18 protein-coding genes are annotated in these 16,925 nt (G+C 42.2%); 10 read left to right on the top strand and 8 right to left on the bottom strand.

Features of this window, described 5'->3' with window-relative positions:
• Nucleotide 1 precedes the first annotated feature (1 nt).
• Genes H6A27_RS05155 through H6A27_RS05175 form a run of 5 tightly spaced genes read right to left on the bottom strand, consistent with a single transcriptional unit; the run spans nucleotide 2 to nucleotide 4,863 of the window.
• Nucleotides 2-1,648 carry a C69 family dipeptidase gene (locus tag H6A27_RS05155; protein ID WP_204507943.1) on the bottom strand — a complete coding sequence of 549 codons (1,647 nt, stop codon included), beginning with the start codon at nucleotides 1,646-1,648 and terminating at the stop codon, nucleotides 2-4.
• Between the two features lie 24 nt (nucleotides 1,649-1,672).
• A complete protein-coding gene (locus H6A27_RS05160) occupies nucleotides 1,673-3,343 on the bottom strand; it encodes a M23 family metallopeptidase (protein ID WP_338083593.1) in 1,671 nt (556 codons plus the stop codon).
• Nucleotides 3,330-4,130, bottom strand: coding sequence for a twin-arginine translocase subunit TatC (tatC, locus tag H6A27_RS05165; protein ID WP_338083594.1), 801 nt, complete (start codon nucleotides 4,128-4,130; stop codon nucleotides 3,330-3,332). The genes H6A27_RS05160 and tatC overlap by 14 nt, the downstream gene beginning before the upstream one ends.
• Before the next feature lie 2 nt (nucleotides 4,131-4,132).
• Nucleotides 4,133-4,339, bottom strand: coding sequence for a Sec-independent protein translocase subunit TatA/TatB (locus H6A27_RS05170; protein WP_154043008.1), 207 nt, complete (start codon nucleotides 4,337-4,339; stop codon nucleotides 4,133-4,135).
• A 14-nt stretch (nucleotides 4,340-4,353) separates the two neighbouring features.
• The gene (locus H6A27_RS05175) at nucleotides 4,354-4,863 is read right to left on the bottom strand and encodes an ECF transporter S component (RefSeq protein WP_204507944.1); all 510 of its coding nucleotides are present in this window, start codon (nucleotides 4,861-4,863) and stop codon (nucleotides 4,354-4,356) included.
• A gap of 121 nt (nucleotides 4,864-4,984) precedes the next feature.
• On the opposite strand from H6A27_RS05175, the gene H6A27_RS05180 reads away from it, so the two are divergent.
• The 8 genes from H6A27_RS05180 to H6A27_RS05215 all read left to right on the top strand — a co-directional run bounded on the left by H6A27_RS05180 (nucleotide 4,985) and on the right by H6A27_RS05215 (nucleotide 10,747).
• Nucleotides 4,985-5,137: a hypothetical protein gene (locus tag H6A27_RS05180; protein ID WP_204507945.1), complete on the top strand. Its 153-nt coding sequence runs from the start codon at nucleotides 4,985-4,987 to the stop codon at nucleotides 5,135-5,137.
• 100 nt (nucleotides 5,138-5,237) lie between these two features.
• Complete coding sequence (locus H6A27_RS05185; protein WP_204507946.1) at nucleotides 5,238-5,522, top strand: LysO family transporter; 285 nt, start codon at nucleotides 5,238-5,240, stop codon at nucleotides 5,520-5,522.
• Nucleotides 5,512-6,138, top strand: coding sequence for a LysO family transporter (locus tag H6A27_RS05190; protein WP_204507947.1), 627 nt, complete (start codon nucleotides 5,512-5,514; stop codon nucleotides 6,136-6,138). Before H6A27_RS05185 ends, H6A27_RS05190 begins: the two co-directional genes overlap by 11 nt.
• Nucleotides 6,139-6,242: 104 nt before the next feature.
• Complete coding sequence (locus H6A27_RS05195) at nucleotides 6,243-7,247, top strand: PhoH family protein (protein ID WP_204507948.1); 1,005 nt, start codon at nucleotides 6,243-6,245, stop codon at nucleotides 7,245-7,247.
• Between the two features lie 39 nt (nucleotides 7,248-7,286).
• Complete coding sequence (locus H6A27_RS05200) at nucleotides 7,287-8,231, top strand: phosphoribosylaminoimidazolesuccinocarboxamide synthase (RefSeq protein ID WP_204404674.1); 945 nt, start codon at nucleotides 7,287-7,289, stop codon at nucleotides 8,229-8,231.
• Between the two features lie 59 nt (nucleotides 8,232-8,290).
• Complete coding sequence (gene ubiE, locus H6A27_RS05205; RefSeq protein ID WP_204507949.1) at nucleotides 8,291-9,031, top strand: bifunctional demethylmenaquinone methyltransferase/2-methoxy-6-polyprenyl-1,4-benzoquinol methylase UbiE; 741 nt, start codon at nucleotides 8,291-8,293, stop codon at nucleotides 9,029-9,031.
• Nucleotides 9,032-9,048: 17 nt separating this feature from the next.
• Entirely contained in the window at nucleotides 9,049-9,792 is a 744-nt protein-coding gene (locus H6A27_RS05210; protein ID WP_204404678.1) for a shikimate dehydrogenase family protein, read from the top strand.
• 4 nt (nucleotides 9,793-9,796) lie between these two features.
• Nucleotides 9,797-10,747 (top strand): alpha/beta hydrolase, encoded by a 951-nt coding sequence (locus H6A27_RS05215; protein WP_204404680.1) that lies wholly within the window; start codon nucleotides 9,797-9,799, stop codon nucleotides 10,745-10,747.
• Nucleotides 10,748-10,891: 144 nt separating this feature from the next.
• Here H6A27_RS05215 and H6A27_RS05220 read toward each other — a convergent pair whose 3' ends face one another.
• Nucleotides 10,892-12,829 (bottom strand): NAD(+) synthase, encoded by a 1,938-nt coding sequence (locus tag H6A27_RS05220; protein ID WP_204507950.1) that lies wholly within the window; start codon nucleotides 12,827-12,829, stop codon nucleotides 10,892-10,894.
• A 176-nt stretch (nucleotides 12,830-13,005) separates the two neighbouring features.
• Here H6A27_RS05220 and H6A27_RS05225 point away from each other — a divergent pair, with 176 nt between their 5' ends.
• Both H6A27_RS05225 and H6A27_RS05230 read left to right on the top strand, forming a co-directional pair.
• Nucleotides 13,006-13,428, top strand: a complete 423-nt coding sequence (locus tag H6A27_RS05225) for a Fur family transcriptional regulator (RefSeq protein ID WP_204507951.1) — start codon at nucleotides 13,006-13,008, stop codon at nucleotides 13,426-13,428.
• 48 nt (nucleotides 13,429-13,476) lie between these two features.
• Nucleotides 13,477-14,028, top strand: coding sequence for an NADH peroxidase (locus tag H6A27_RS05230; protein WP_154043018.1), 552 nt, complete (start codon nucleotides 13,477-13,479; stop codon nucleotides 14,026-14,028).
• A 93-nt stretch (nucleotides 14,029-14,121) separates the two neighbouring features.
• Here the strand turns inward: H6A27_RS05230 and H6A27_RS05235 are convergent, their stop codons facing one another.
• A complete protein-coding gene (locus tag H6A27_RS05235; protein WP_239469579.1) occupies nucleotides 14,122-14,856 on the bottom strand; it encodes a UDP-2,3-diacylglucosamine diphosphatase in 735 nt (244 codons plus the stop codon).
• A gap of 135 nt (nucleotides 14,857-14,991) precedes the next feature.
• A complete protein-coding gene (gene lepA, locus H6A27_RS05240; protein WP_204404709.1) occupies nucleotides 14,992-16,773 on the bottom strand; it encodes a translation elongation factor 4 in 1,782 nt (593 codons plus the stop codon).
• Nucleotides 16,774-16,925 lie beyond the last annotated feature (152 nt).

Consider the following 16,925-nt stretch of genomic DNA (forward strand, 5'->3'; position numbering starts at 1 on the left):
TTTATTTCAATTCAACTGATTTATATCTGTCGCCTGTAGCCTTAACTACTTCCTTCAAGAATTCTTCAGGATATCCAGGACGTTCCAATGGAGCGCAGTTTCCAGTTTCAGGAGCAACCATCTTTCCGTTCTTTACCAGTTTTCTCGCACCGTCGTTATAACGCACAATAAGGAACTCTGCAAGTTTCTTCCAGCGGTCAACTGTTGTACGGGCAGTCATGTCAGTATAGTTTGTAAGGAAATCCTTTGCCTTTTCAGGACTTTCCTGATACAACTTCAGTGCCGAAGATTCTATTCCTGATTGAGCAGACTCGAAAGTATCTTCCAATTCTTTCTGTACGGCACGCATATCGTCTATCATCAGGCTGTAACGAGGACGGATCATGTCTGCCACCCAGTTGTAAATCCAGAAAGCAGAATCCCATGAGAATGTGATGCAATCGCCGTTTCCTTCAGCGTATGGAACAGGAATTCTGTCTGTACAGCAGTAAACCGGAGTAAATACAGTCATGTTTGCATCATCAAGTCCGAACCACAATACACCGCCTACAGGATCTGGCAAGTTTGCACGCATCTGTGCCACGAATGAGAATGCACTCTGCTGTGTAGAGATAGGGCGTTCGTTGAAGTATTCCACTCCGTCAACCTTGAATGTAAGAGGAGAAAGACGGTAAGGAGTTTCGAAAGGACCTGCACCCAAATCCTTAGTGATATCAAGCGGTGTACCTTCGTAATGGTCGCGCATTGCTCTCTGGACATCGCGTACAGAAAGTTTTGAACCAGCCTTTATATAAAGTGGCATAGGCTCTTTGCTCTCGCCAAGGATATATGGAAGATAAGCATCGCCTGTTGTCTTGCTGAACATATTGTAGAAACTCCATACACGCGCCTCGCAGAAACGAAGACCACTGAAATCAAGTGGACAATATGCATCGGCAAAACTGAAATCAGAGTTCTTGCCAGTGAAATAGCCTTTTTCACGAGCGAACGAAATTACGTCCGGAGAATAAAGGCAGTTATCCTTGTCATTAAGATTGAATTTGTGGATACGACTCTGGTTGGCATGAGCAGCGATACAGTCGTCAGGAATACGGACTGCCACCCAAACAGCACCTTTGATGCCTGGACCCTTACCAATCATCTCCATAATCCATGCCTCATTAGGATCGGCAATAGAGAATGATTCACCGCTACTGTAATAGCCGTATTCCTTAACAAGATCTGTCATAACCTTGATGGCTTCCTTGGCAGTGCGTGAACGCTGGAGAGCTACATAAATCAGGCTTCCGTAGTCCATGATACCTGTAGTATCGACCAGTTCAGGACGACCGCCGAATGTGGTTTCGCCGATAGTAACCTGATATTCGTTCATATTACCCACTACATTATATGTCTGCTTTGCTTCCTTGATCTGTCCGAGATATTTGCCTGTATCCCAGTCGTGAATATCACGCATGGCACCATCAGGATGTGTAGCTGCAGGATAGTGATAAAGCCATCCGAACATGCCGTATGAGTCGGCAGAATAAGACACTATTACAGAACCGTCGGCAGACGCTTTCTTACCGACAATAAAGTTGGTACAAGCCCAACCGTTTACTACAAAGGCTGTAAGCAACACCACAGCCATCAACAATCTGTTTGTCATAAGCGTTTGTGATTGAATAGTTATTTAGAAATTTAATTGTTTACGTGTTTCGTTTCCGCAATTGTCGGTCACCACGACCTCCAGCTTGTGAGGTACTCCCCTCTTTACTTTTTCCTTATCCTGGATGACAAGGATACCTTTCTTCAGACCGAAGAGAACGAACTTTCCGTCGATATATACTTTATAGGAAGCTATACCTGTAGCCTTGTCGGACACCTTGAAACGGATATTCGAAGTGGAACGCCATTTTGCCTTATCAAGCGGAACGACAGAAGGAGGAACAGTGTCAACAGCCACAGAAAATTTTCCAAAGTTACGCACCTTAGCCCTCATCCAGCCATTGTCGTATTCACCTCCTACGTAATACGTCCTCCTGCCGTCAATTTGCCTGATATAATATTTATCGGGAGATACAGTATTCTGTTTTTTCACTCCAATAGCCAAAGGACAATAACCGTGAAGCGGAGTGTTTCCGGCATCAATGTCATATTCAAGCGAAACGGCTGTTGTATCTGCGGATGAAATACCTACAGTAACTTCCACATCGTCATAAAGCATTCCTTTTGGGATAATAAACTCCATACCGGGACGCTGGATAATGGCCGTATGAGAAGACTGCAACAGTTCCTCTCCTTTCATACGGTATTCCGGAATATCCTGCCTTTTCCCTCTCACGGTAAAACGGTATTTACTCTTATTTCCAAAATTATCCTCGAGGACATAGACAAACTTATAATCCCTTTCGTTGTCTATATTCACAATACCCCTGTCATCGCCTACATGATGCAGACGCAGCTTGTTTCCGGGCGACTTATACGAACGCATCAGCAATCTGCGTGAACGCACAAGTTCGTCATAATCGGTAAAGGTATTTATCATTCTGTTTTCATCGGGAAGAACCCTGTCCGTCTTACTGTTGAACACCTCAACAGAATCGACATAAAGAGTTACGGAATGTACTCCGTAGAAGTTGGAAGTATCGTCCATATAATCCTTCGCACTTATGGCAGCATATACCTGTCCCCACGCATACACCGGAGATTTTATGGAAGACACCGGATAAATTTTCTTGTTGGAAGAGCCTTCCACCAGACCTTTACCCTTTACCGGATAAAGTCCTATGAAACTGGCTTTAGGAGCTTTAGTATCTTTAATGAGGCCGCTGAAATATGGCATCGGGTCAAGATATTCATCTGTACCGGTTTTTCTGATTTCAAGATGAAGATGAGGACCGCCGGATGAGCCTTCGTTTCCGCTCATCGCAATAATATCGCCCTGCTTGAACTCGAATTGGCCGGGTTCGGGATAGAGATAACATACAAAAGTCTCGTTGGAATACTGGTAGTCCCTTACATACTTCTCCACTTCTGGAGCAAATGAAAGAACATGACCATATACGGAAGTATGCCCGTCGGGATGAGTGATATATATAGCCTGACCATATCCGCTATGCTGAACCGCAACACGTGATACATACCCGTCGGCAATACATCTTACTGGATGTCCTACCGTACCTTTTGTCTTGAAATCCAGACCGTTATGAAAATGATTCGGTCGCAACTCACCAAAGTTGGCACTCAATAACAGTGGAAAATCAAGAGGAGAACAATACTTTATTGTATCGCCGGCATAAGACGCTGAGACAATACAACACAAGATTGCAAATATAGATTTTCTTAAATCAATCATCGACATTCTTATCAACCTTTTTTACTATAAGAATACTTGCCTCGTACAGTACAAAAATTGGTACAGAAACAAGCAACAATGTAAACACATCAGATGTAGGGGTAATCACAGCCGCCACTATAAGTGCCACAACGTATGCATGCTTCCTGTATTTATGCATGAAAGAAGAATGCAAAACCCCTATCTTGGCAAGGAACCAACAAACTACAGGTATCTCGAAAACTATTCCCATCAACAGGCTCAGAAGCATCAGCGTATCGATATACGACGAAAGCATTATTGTGTTCTGAACATCAAGGCTCACCTGATATGATGCCAAAAAACGGAATGTAAGCGGGAATATGATAAAATAGTTTACCAATACACCGATAATAAACAGCAGATATCCGCTCGTTACTACACGAACAGAGTATTTGCGTTCATTCTCATATAACGCAGGCGATATAAAATGAAACAATTTATAAATAATGTATGGTGAAGCTACTATCAGGCCTGCATATATGGACACCATGGCGTGCATCATAAACTGACCTGCCAACTGGGTATTGATGAGCGTGGAGGTGAATTCGCCTGGACATAACCCCGGCATACCAAGCGACTCGGACAAACGGCAAAGAAACCTATAAAAAATGAAATCGGACTCCTTAGGTGCCAGTACAACAGCGAAAAGCTGGTCCTTGAAACAAAATCCAAGAATTGTAAATAGCGCTACAACAACGACTATACGAAACAGGACACTTCGCAATTCGTCCAAGTGATCCCAAAATGTCATTACTTTCTCGTCCTGTTCCACTTTTACTGCTCTTTCTTATCCTTGTTTTCTTTATCGGACATCTCGATATCGTCCTCAATACCTTTCACTCCATCCTTGAAACTCTTTACTCCTTTACCCAATCCTTTCATCAGTTCAGGTATCTTCTTTCCACCAAACAAAAGCAAAAAGATAAGTCCGATAAGCAGGACTTCCTGCATCCCTATCCCCAATAGTAATAATGTTGTCATATGTTTTTATGAATTTAAATTTTTGAAATGGATTTTAAAAGGAAATAGCCTCCGAATATCTGCAGAAGCATTCCCGGAACCCCTATTCTGAAATCCTGAAGCGCCGCGTCAAGACTGCCGCTCATAATCCATTCGGCCAATCCGCCTACCACCTGATAAAACAATACTACAGCAATCAGAGACAGAACAGATAATTTTCCTGTGCGATGGGCAAGATATCCTGCAGCGACAGCCAACAAGACTGACTTGCATACTATGGCCGGCAACAAAGCCGGAACCGGCATTCCAAACAAAATGGAATTAACCAATGGTGAAAGTATTGCGACAAGCAAACCAAGTTTCATTCCATATTTATATGCTCCTACCAATGTAAAAAAATAAATTGGCAACAATGTAGGACCACCAAGATGTACAAGATGACACAACTGAGGCAAAAGTATATTTCCTAAAACAAAGAATACTGTAAACAGATATGTTCTGCTCTGTCTGTAAGATAAAGAGACAAAATTAAAAGCTGTATTCATAACAATTCTGAATGTTTCGTTAATAATAAATGCAAAGTTATTACTTTCACCTAATTATCTGTCATTTTATGGATGAAATAATTTCAACAGAATGCGGAAAGCTTATAAATATTTGGAAAATATGCAATTTTATCATATCTTTGCATCACAAAACACAAGAATAGGACTGATGAACAAACTTCTGACATACATACAGCCTCACACTCCTCTCCGAATTTATCTTACGTTCGGACATCGCAGTGCGTCCGTTCATTGGTTCAGCGGATTCCAATAAACATAACTTTATCTTTATCGTAAAATCTTAAAGAGATACATAATATATGTAGCTCCGGACAAACATGTATCATCCACAAACTAAAAACAAGAAGACAGTTATGTTTACAATTATAGGAACTATGTTCACTGGAATCATTTTAGGATATGTATTCAGAAACTTGAATATCCTGAAGAAAACAGAAAAGACAATATCGTACACCATAATATTACTTTTATTTATAATGGGTGTATCAGTCGGCTCAAACGACAGAATAATAGAAAACATCGGAACTTTCGGCTGGCAGGCAGCCATAATAGCTTTTTCGGCAACCTGTGGCAGTATTCTTGCCGCATGGCTGGTGTTAACCATGTTTTTCCAGAAAGGAGAAAGCCATGAAGGGTAGTCTGATAGTTCTCATGTTTTTTATGGCAGGTTGCATATTGGGAATACTTGACATAATACCTTTTGATTCACAAAAGAGCGACATGTCAATGTACGTACTGTATGCGCTGATGCTCCAGGTGGGATTGAGCATAGGTTCAAGCAAGGACCTGAAATCCATAATTAAGGATATACGTCCGAAATATCTGCTCATTCCATTGGCAACAATCATAGGTACTTTACTTTTTTCCGCCCTGGCAAGCGTACTGCTTTCACAGTGGAGCATTTTCGACTGCATGGCTGTAGGTAGCGGATTTGCCTATTACTCACTCTCGTCCATTCTGATAACCCAGTTCAAAGAAGCGTCGTTGGGACTGCAACTTGCCACGGAGCTCGGTACAATAGCTCTCCTGTCGAATATCTTCCGCGAGATGATGGCTCTGCTGGGAACACCATTGCTCGTGAAATATTTCGGAAAACTTGCGCCTATATCTGCAGCAGGAGTAAATTCTATGGATGTGGTTCTGCCAATCATTACAAGATACTCAGGAAAAGACATGATACCAGTGGCAATTTTCCACGGAATATTGATAGACCTTACAGTACCGTTTTTCGTGTCATTATTTTGCCGGCTTTAATCCCAAGTCGGCATTTTTTATACCTATTTCTACAAAACAATCAAAAGGATTCATTAAATTTGCAGAAAAAATAAACACTACATAAGCATATTGATTTTAACTTAATGATAGAAAAACATATTGTACTTGAAGATATAGATCCGGTTATCTTCTACGGTGTGAACAACACCAACATGCAAATGATAAAAGCTCTGTTTCCCAAACTCAGAATTGTGGCACGAGGCAATGTCATAAAAATAATGGGAGACGAAGAAGAAATGTGTGCCTTTGAAGATGCCATCACAGCGCTTGAGAAACATTGTTCGACATATAACTCGTTGAACGAAGAAGTTATCCTGGATATTATAAAAGGCAACAACACCAAAATTGAAAAGAACAGCGAGGCTATTGTATTCAGTGTAACTGGAAAACCTATCATTCCGAGAAGTCCGAACCAACTGAGACTGGTAAAGGATTTTGAAAAAAACGATATGATATTCGCCATAGGACCTGCCGGCTCAGGTAAAACATACACTGCCATAGCATTGGCTGTAAGAGCCCTCAAGAACAAAGAAATCAAAAAAATCATATTAAGCCGTCCGGCTGTCGAAGCGGGAGAGAAACTCGGATTCCTGCCGGGAGACATGAAAGATAAAATAGACCCATATCTGCAACCTCTGTACGATGCGCTTCAGGACATGATTCCAGCCGCAAAGCTGAAAGAATACATGGAACTGAACATTATACAGATAGCCCCTTTGGCTTTCATGCGCGGACGAACATTGAACGACGCCGTAGTGATATTAGATGAAGCGCAGAACACTACTACACAACAAATCAAGATGTTCCTCACACGTATGGGTATGAACACAAAAATGATTGTCACAGGCGATATGACACAGATTGACCTCCCGTCGTCACAGACTTCCGGACTTGTACAGGCAATAAAAATCCTGAAAGACGTAAAAGGTATCAGCTTCATCGAGCTCAACAAGAAAGATATCGTAAGACATAAGTTGGTGACAAGAATAGTTGAGGCTTACGAAAAATTCGAAGAAAAATGTAAAGCCGAAAAAGAAGAAAAGGCCAAAACCGAAAAGGCAGAAAAGAAAACATCGGCCAAACAATGATTGAAACAACATATTTACTTCCTAAAATATATAGAAAAGATGAGTAAAGCATTAACAAAAACAGACTTCAACTTTCCTGGTCAGAAGAGTGTTTACCACGGAAAAGTTCGCGATGTGTACAACATCAACGGTGAAAAATTAGTCATGGTTGCAACAGACCGTATCTCGGCATTCGACGTTGTTTTGCCTGAAGGTATTCCTTACAAAGGCCAGATGTTGAACCAGATTGCAGCCAAATTCCTTGATGCTACAACTGACATCTGTCCAAACTGGAAACTCGCTACTCCGGACCCAATGGTTACTGTAGGTGTTATGTGCGAAGGTTTCCCTGTAGAAATGATTGTCCGCGGTTACTTGTGCGGTAGCGCATGGCGCGCTTACAAGAGCGGTGTCCGCGAAATATGCGGAGTAAAACTTCCTGAAGGTATGCGCGAGAACCAGAAATTCCCAACTCCAATCATCACTCCTACCACAAAGGCTGAAATGGGTATGCACGACGAAGACATCTCTAAAGAAGAAATCCTTGCTAAAGGTCTTGCTACTCCTGAAGAATATGCTACATTAGAGAAATATACTTTGGCACTGTTCGAACGTGGTACAAAAATAGCTGCAGAACGCGGTCTTATCCTCGTCGATACTAAATACGAATTCGGTAAGCACAACGGTCAGATTTATCTGATGGACGAAATCCACACTCCAGACTCAAGCCGTTACTTCTATTCGGAAGGTTACGAAGAACGTTTCGAAAAAGGCGAACCTCAGAAACAGCTGTCTAAAGAATTCGTACGCGAATGGCTGATGGCAAACGGCTTCCAGGGAAAGGAAGGACAGACCGTACCTGAAATGACTCCGGAAATAGTAAACTCTATCAGCGAACGTTATATCGAACTTTACGAACACATCACTGGCGAGACTTTCGTAAAAGCTGATACTACTGAATTAGCGTCACGCATCGAAAAGAACGTAACTGAATACTTGAAATAATATTAACGGGCGGGGACTATCCCGCCCATTATATATCTCTACATAACTACATTCATAACATGTCAAATTATCCCCAAGAAAACATAAAGCCATATAATCAGGACGAGAGCAAAGCCGTACAGGTAGAAAAAATGTTTGATAACATCGCCCCTACCTATGATAATCTCAACCATGTCCTTTCGTTAGGCATTGACAAAAGCTGGAGACGTAAAGCCATCAACATGCTCAAACCATACCGCCCCATGCATATTATGGACGTGGCTACAGGAACAGGCGATTTTGCGATACAGGCATGCCGCGTGCTTCAGCCTGAAGAACTAATTGGAACAGACATTTCGGAGGGTATGATGAATGTAGGAAGAGAAAAAGTAAAACAGTCGGGACTGGACAAACAGATTTCATTCGCAAAAGAAGACTGCACATCATTGTCTTTTCCTGACAACAGATTTGATGCCATTACAGTGGCATTCGGAGTGCGAAATTTCGAAAATCTGGATAAAGGACTCGCCGAAATGCGCCGCGTACTGACAACCGGCGGACATCTGGTTATTCTGGAACTTTCGGAGCCGGAAACATTCCCTATGAAACAGCTTTATGCCATCTATTCGAAAATCGTTATACCGACAATAGGCAAATTACTATCGAAAGACAACAGCGCTTACACATACCTGCCACAATCTATCAAGGCATTCCCGCAAGGAGAAGTAATGCAGAAGATTCTTTACAAGGCAGGATTCAGCAAAGTGACATTCAAAAGACTTACTTTAGGAATTTGTACACTTTACTTTGCAACAAAATAACTTAAAATTTTATTCCGATGAAAAAATTTGGCTTAATAGGTTATCCTCTTGGACATTCATTCTCCAAAAACTTTTTCAACGAGAAGTTTCATTCGGAAAATATTGATGCCGAATACGTAAACTTCGAGATACCGACAATCGAGGATTTCAGCAATGTGATAAAATCAAATCCTACACTATGCGGACTTAACGTCACCATTCCTTACAAAGAGCAGGTAATAGGATACTTAGACGAACTTGATCCTGACGCGGCTGCAATTGGAGCTGTAAACGTGATAAAAATAGAAAAAATCAAAGGAAAAACGAAACTTACGGGCTACAACTCTGACGTGATGGGATTTACACAATCCATAGAATCACTTCTTGAGCCTAATCACACAAAAGCCCTTATTCTCGGTACAGGAGGAGCTTCGAAAGCGATAAACTACGGACTGCACAAGCTTGGACTTGAAACAAAATTCGTGTCAAGGTCAAAAAGGAATGACAACACTATCACATACGATGACATCACTCCGGAAATAATGAATGAATATAAAGTAATAGTAAACTGCACTCCTACAGGCATGTACCCACAAGCGGACGAATGTCCAAAAATTCCATACGAATACGTCACACCTGAACATCTGATGTACGACCTTCTCTATAATCCTGACACAACCCTGTTTATGAAAAACGGTTCGGACAGAGGTGCCATTGTAAAGAACGGTCTGGAAATGCTTCTTCTTCAAGCTTTCGGGGCATGGGAAATATGGAACAGATAAAACTATGAAATACAGAAAACCAATTATCATACTTACTGCCGTCATCATAATGATGGCTGTAGGTCTTATTGGCGGAAGCATCTACATGATAAACTACTCACTCCGCCCTGAAAACCGAGGCAAAGACCTTGCCGGTTCGGAAAAATACATGCGCGAGACATACCCACAGATTAACGGGTGGCTGGACAGCATGCAAAGCAACAAACTCCTGAAAGATACATTCATCACCGCACCAGACGGTATCAGGCTTCACGCATACTATGCATACGCATCAAAACCTACCAAAAAGACTGCGGTGATAGTTCATGGCTATACCGACAGTGCAATAAGAATGTTCCACATAGGATACATGTATAACCAGTCGCTTGACTATAACATAATAGTACCGGACCTGAGATACACCGGGCTTAGCGGAGGAGATGCCATCCAGATGGGATGGCTGGACCGTCTTGACGTGAAGGAATGGATAAATCTCACACCTGAAATTTTCGGCGATTCCATACAGACCGTAGTTCACGGAATTTCAATGGGAGCGGCAACTACCATGATGACCTCGGGCGAAGTACTTCCTGAATATATCAGATGTTTTGTAGAGGATTGCGGATACACCAGTGTATGGGAGCAGTTCAAAAAGGAACTTAAAGAACAATTCAATCTGCCCGCGTTCCCGCTACTATACACGGCAAGCTGGATTTGCGAACTTCAAAACGGATGGAATTTCCATGAAGCTTCTGCTATAGAGCAAGTGAAAAAATGCAAGAAACCGATGTTCTTCATTCATGGCGACAAGGATGATTTTGTACCTACATACATGGTGAACGAGGTGTTTGCCGCAAAATCAGAGCCGAAAGAAATATGGCTTGTGCCTGATACGGACCATGCCACATCATATAAAAACTATCCTGAAGAATATACCAAGAGGGTAAAAGCGTTTACAGATAAGTATATCCGCTGATATAAATCATTGAATTTCCATACAAAGAAAGCGTAACACGAACGTGTAACGCCCGTAACACGAACGCGCAACGCGTGTGACACGAACGTGTGGCGAGCGTAACACGAACGTGTTACGGCAAATATTACATGGAGTTTTGTCAAATCAACCTACAAGCTCATCGCATTCCTTCAGCCACATTGCCGCACTGGCATCGCTTGGCATACGCCAATCACCTCTCGGACTGAGTGACACGGAGCCGACCTTAGGTCCGTCAGGAAGACAAGAACGCTTGAACTGCTGGTTGAAGAAACGGCGGCAGAAGTTGGTGAGCCATTTCTTTATAGTAGTACTGTCGTACATTCCCTTGAAAGCAATCTCTGCAAGATAGTATATCTTTGCCGGACGCATCCCGAATCTTAGGAAATAATACAGGAAGAAGTCGTGAAGCTCATACGGACCTACAAGGTCTTCGGTTTTTTGTTTGATATTACCGTTTTCGTCGGCAGGTATAAGTTCCGGACTGATAGGTGTATCTATAATATCAAGCAAAGTGTTGCGTGAAATGACATCAACTCCTGTCTGCGCCACCCAATTTACAAGATAGCGTACAAGAGTTTTAGGAATACTTGCGTTGACACCATACATCGACATGTGGTCTCCATTATATGTAGCCCACCCGAGAGCAAGCTCAGACAAGTCGCCGGTACCAATAACCAGACCGCCAATCTTGTTCGCATAGTCCATAAGGATTTGGGTACGCTCGCGCGCCTGACCGTTCTCGTAAGTAACATCATGTACAGACATATCATGTTCTATATCCTTGAAATGCTGTATGCAGGCATCCTTGATGCTTATCTCTTTAGTTGTCACCTGAAGCGAACTCATCAGTGTAAGAGCATTATTGTAGGTACGGTCGGTAGTTCCAAATCCAGGCATTGTGATACCTACTATACCCTTGCGCGGAAGTCCAAGCTTGTCGAAAGTCTTCACGCACACAAGAAGCGCCAAAGTAGAATCCAATCCTCCTGATATTCCCACAACTACATTCTTGCAGTTGGTATGTACTATTCGTTTTGCAAGTCCTGCCACCTGTATGGAGAATATTTCCTCACATCTTTCGTCAAGAAGTTTTCCTCCTGCAGGCACAAACGGATGAGGGTCTATACATCTTGTGAGCGACAGGTCACGGCTGTTCACAAGCTCAGTCTGAATGCGCTGCACATCGCCTGCGCCGTATGCCCTTACGCTGGCAGCAAAAGTAGTATTCACCAAACGTTCGCCACGTAATCTTTCCACATCTATCTCGCTTACCACCAACTGTTCCGCGAAAGAGAAACGTTCTGCTTCGGCAAGGAGAGTTCCGTTTTCGTAAACAAGACCGTTTCCTGCAAAAACCACATCGGTAGTAGATTCACCAAAACCGCATGATGAGAACACATAACCGGCCAAACAGCGTGCCGACTGCTGTGCAAGCAAAGAACGTAAATACTGATGTTTGGATATATTTTCGGTATCAGCCGACATATTGAATATTATTTCAGCCCCTTTCAATGCCAACTCCGAACTTGGAGGTACAGGTGCCCAGACATCCTCGCAAATCTCAATTCCGAAACATGTATCCGATGTTTCAAAAAGCAGATTCCTGCCAAAAGGCACTATCTGGCCGCAAAGCCTTATCGTAGAAATACCTGTATAAGTAAGCGATGACGCAAACCATCTCTGCTCGTAGAATTCCTTATAATTAGGAAGATATGTTTTAGGCACAACTCCCAGAATTTTCCCTTTTTGGAATACAACAGCACAATTTGCCAGAGTAGAATTAACCATCACAGGCATACCTACAATAGATATAATATCCAGTTGGCGTGTATTGTTCATCACCTGAATCAGCGCCATTTCTGCCTGCTCTATCAGAAGCTGATGCGAAAACAAATCTCCACACGAATATCCCGTAAGGTTCAATTCAGGGAAAATCACTATCTGCACACCCTTCCCGTCGGCAACCATAATCTGCGCCTCTGTCTGCTGTGCATTGAATTTACAGTCGGCCACCTTTACCGTCGGAATGGCAGCCGCCACTTTTACAAAACCAAATTTCATATAATTTGTTATATATAATGTATAGTCTGTGCAAAAATACAAATTATTCCTTTGCACAGCAGTTAAGTTAAAAGTAAAAAAAACAAAAAAGTAAGTTTGGAACTTGTAGTTTAGAAAAAAGTTTGTATCTTTGCCATTGAAATAAAATTGTAATAATTACAGAATTGAAAGAGAGTATGAACGTTTACGAATATTTGCTTAGTTACGACATCAAGCCATCCGTACAACGCATCGCAATCATGGACTATCTGCTGAAGCACCACACTCATCCTTGTATTGATGAGATTTATATGGCACTTCACGATGATATTCCTACCCTTTCAAAAACAACTGTATATAACACGCTGAAGTTGTTTGTTGAACATGGAGCCGCAAAGATGCTAACGATAGACGAGCGCAACGCTTGTTTTGATGGTGACACATCGGCACATGCACATTTCCAGTGCAAATGCTGCGGTAAGATTTTCGATATGCCTATGCATATCAACGAAAAAGCCATGAATGACATGGCAGACAAAGGATTCAGCGTTGAAGAGGTACACAACTATTACAAAGGTGTTTGCCCAGACTGCAAAAAGAATAATTCCGACAAGAATTAAATTCGGAATAAAATATTAATTTAATAACAAACAAAACTTATTACTATTATGAAAAAATTTATCTGTACAGTATGTGGTTACATCCACGAAGGTGACTCAGCTCCTGAAAAGTGTCCATTGTGTAAGGCTCCTGCTTCTAAGTTCAAAGAAATGGAAGAAACAGAAGGTGGTCTTCAGTTTGCAGACGAACACGTTATCGGTGTAGCTAAAGGTTGCGACGAAGAAATGATTAAAGACCTTAACAACCACTTCATGGGCGAATGTACAGAAGTAGGTATGTACTTGGCTATGAGCCGTCAGGCTGACCGCGAAGGCTATCCAGAAGTAGCTGAAGCTTTCAAACGTTACGCTTGGGAAGAAGCTGAACACGCTGCTAAGTTTGCTGAACTTCTTGGCGACTGCGTATGGGATACTAAGACTAACCTTGAAAAGCGTATGAACGCTGAAAGCGGTGCTTGCGCTGACAAGAAACGTATCGCTACTCGCGCTAAAGCTCTTAACCTTGACGCTATCCACGATACAGTTCACGAAATGGCTAAGGACGAAGCTCGTCACGGAAAAGGTTTCGAAGGTTTGTACAACAGATACTTCAAGAAATAATTTACTATTACAGAATAGGTTTATGCCAGGCATACCGGAAGGTATGTCTGGTATTTTTTTATTATCACATCAAAAAAAAGGAATAAATCAGAATTATGCCATCAGGACTTTCCAGTTCTGATCTTCATCTTCTATCAGAACTGATTTATTCTCAATCCAGTCACCGGAATTAAGATAGCGGATATTTCCAAGATGAGTATCTTCCGGGTGATGTATATGTCCGCAAATAATACCGTCGTAATTATTTTTTACGGCAAAGTCTGTTATCTGTTTCTCGAAATTAGTAAAGTTTGAGACAAGTTTTTTTGTCCATCGCTTAATTACCTGAGCGAAAGAGAACGGCTGTTTATGGCGAAAAGCCCTGTACTTGTTATAGAATTCATTCAAGAAAAGAAGAAACTCGTAGCATGAAGCTCCAACTTTTGAGAGCCATGTGGCTTTACGGTTTACGGTATCGAAACAATCACCATGCGTAACAAGGAACTTCTTGCCTCCACTTGAGAGAGTAAAATCTCTGAATACTTTTATACCTACTATAACCTTACCTACATACCTCTGCATGAAGTCATCGTGATTGCCGTATGTATAAATAACATCAGAAGTGCTGTTCTTCATCATCTCGGATATGGTACGGAACAGACGCATCAGGTCACTTCTCCAAGCGCACTTTGGATGCTTGTGTATGTACCACCCGTCAATAATATCACCGTTCAGAATCAACCGTTCGCATGACACCGAACGTAGAAACTGAATAAGCTCGTTCACCTTGGCATGAGGCATTCCCAAATGAAGATCTGATAATATTATTGTCTTGTAATGCTTTTTCAAGTGTATGATTGTTTATTAATGCTGATACAAACTTACAAAAAAATACTTATAAAGAAGAGGTCTATAAAGAAAAAACGAACCCACAACGGCATAAAATCATCCGTCGTGGGTTCGTTTCACTATTTGATAAGTATATTAGTCGAGTTTCAATACTGCAAGGAATGCTTTCTGCGGCACTTCCACAGTACCAATCTGCTTCATACGTTTCTTTCCTTTCTTCTGTTTTTCCAGAAGTTTACGCTTACGGCTCACGTCACCACCGTAACACTTGGCGGTTACGTCCTTACGCACGGCCTTGATAGTTTCGCGGGCAATAATCTTCGCACCGATAGCAGCCTGGATTGCGATTTCAAACTGCTGGCGCGGGATAAGTTCTTTTAGTTTCTCACACATGCGTCGTCCCAGGTCGTAAGCATTGTCGAAGTGTGTAAGAGTGGAAAGCGCGTCCACCGATTCACCGTTCAGGAGGATATCAAGTTTAACGAGCTTGGAAGGACGGAAGCCGGACTGATGATAGTCGAACGAAGCATATCCCTTTGAAATACTCTTCAGCTTGTCGTAGAAATCTATCACGATTTCTCCAAGCGGCATCTTGTAATGCAGTTCCACACGGTTACCGGATATATAGTCCTGACGGACAAGCTCACCACGCTTGCCAAGACACAGAGTCATGATAGGACCGATATAATCTGTAGTAGTAATGATTGAAGCATCAATATACGGCTCTTCAATATGGTCAATCAATGTAGGGTCAGGCATACCGCCAGGGTTATGCACTTCCTGCACCCCACCCTGCTTGTCGTATATCATATACGATACGTTAGGCACTGTAGTAATGACGTTCATATCGAACTCGCGGTCCAGACGTTCCTGAACGATTTCCATGTGAAGCAATCCGAGGAATCCGCAACGGAAGCCGAATCCCAAAGCCAATGATGATTCAGGCTGGAATGTCAACGAAGCGTCGTTAAGCTGCAGCTTTTCCAATGAAGCTCTAAGGTTCTCGTAATCTTCGGCCTCGATAGGATAAACACCGGCGAAGACCATAGGCTTGACTTCCTCGAAACCGTCGATAGCCTTGTCGCAAGGTTTCGCTATATGTGTAATCGTATCACCTACCTTTACTTCTTTTGATGTCTTGATACCTGAAATGATATATCCCACGTCGCCTGTACGCAGCTCATTGCGAGGTACCATATCCATCTTCAGCACACCAATCTCATCAGCATCGTATTCTTTTCCTGTGTTAAAGAATTTTACCTTATCTCCTGTTCTCAAAACTCCGTTCTCAATCTTGAAATATGCAATGATTCCACGGAATGAGTTGAACACAGAGTCGAAGATAAGAGCCTGCAGAGGAGCCTCTTCGTCACCTTCAGGATGAGGGATACGCTCAACAACAGCCTTGAGGATTTCTTCAACGCCCAAACCGGTCTTACCGGATGCACGGATAATATCTTCGCGCTTACATCCCAAAAGGTCGATAATTTCATCTTCCACTTCCTCAGGCATGGCGCTCGCCATATCACACTTGTTCATAACAGGAATAATCTCCAGGTCATGTTCAAGCGCCATATAAAGATTAGAGATTGTCTGAGCCTGCACACCCTGCGAAGCATCTACCACAAGCAACGCACCCTCGCATGCAGCAATGGAGCGTGACACTTCGTACGAGAAGTCCACGTGCCCCGGAGTGTCAATAAGATTAAGGATATACTTTTCACCATTGTAGTTATACTCCATCTGAATGGCGTGACTCTTGATAGTTATACCACGCTCACGTTCCAGATCCATGTCGTCGAGCATCTGTCCTTCAGTGACCTTGATGGTCTGTGTGTATTCCAGCAGTCGGTCAGCCAAAGTTGACTTTCCATGGTCTATATGTGCGATGATACAGAAATTGCGTATATTTTTCATTCGTTTTCTAATGCGTAAAATTAATTTGAGTGCAAAGATAATGAAAAATCGCCTATTTTCAATGTATGAGAAAAGACATTTAAACACTAAACAACTGATATTTCTCTAATTTATCAGTAAATATTTATGTCATCATAGGAATGAAAAATCAG

Origin of the sequence: Bacteroides caecigallinarum (assembly GCF_016902295.1) — a bacterium.
GTDB lineage: Bacteria > Bacteroidota > Bacteroidia > Bacteroidales > Bacteroidaceae > Phocaeicola > Phocaeicola caecigallinarum_A.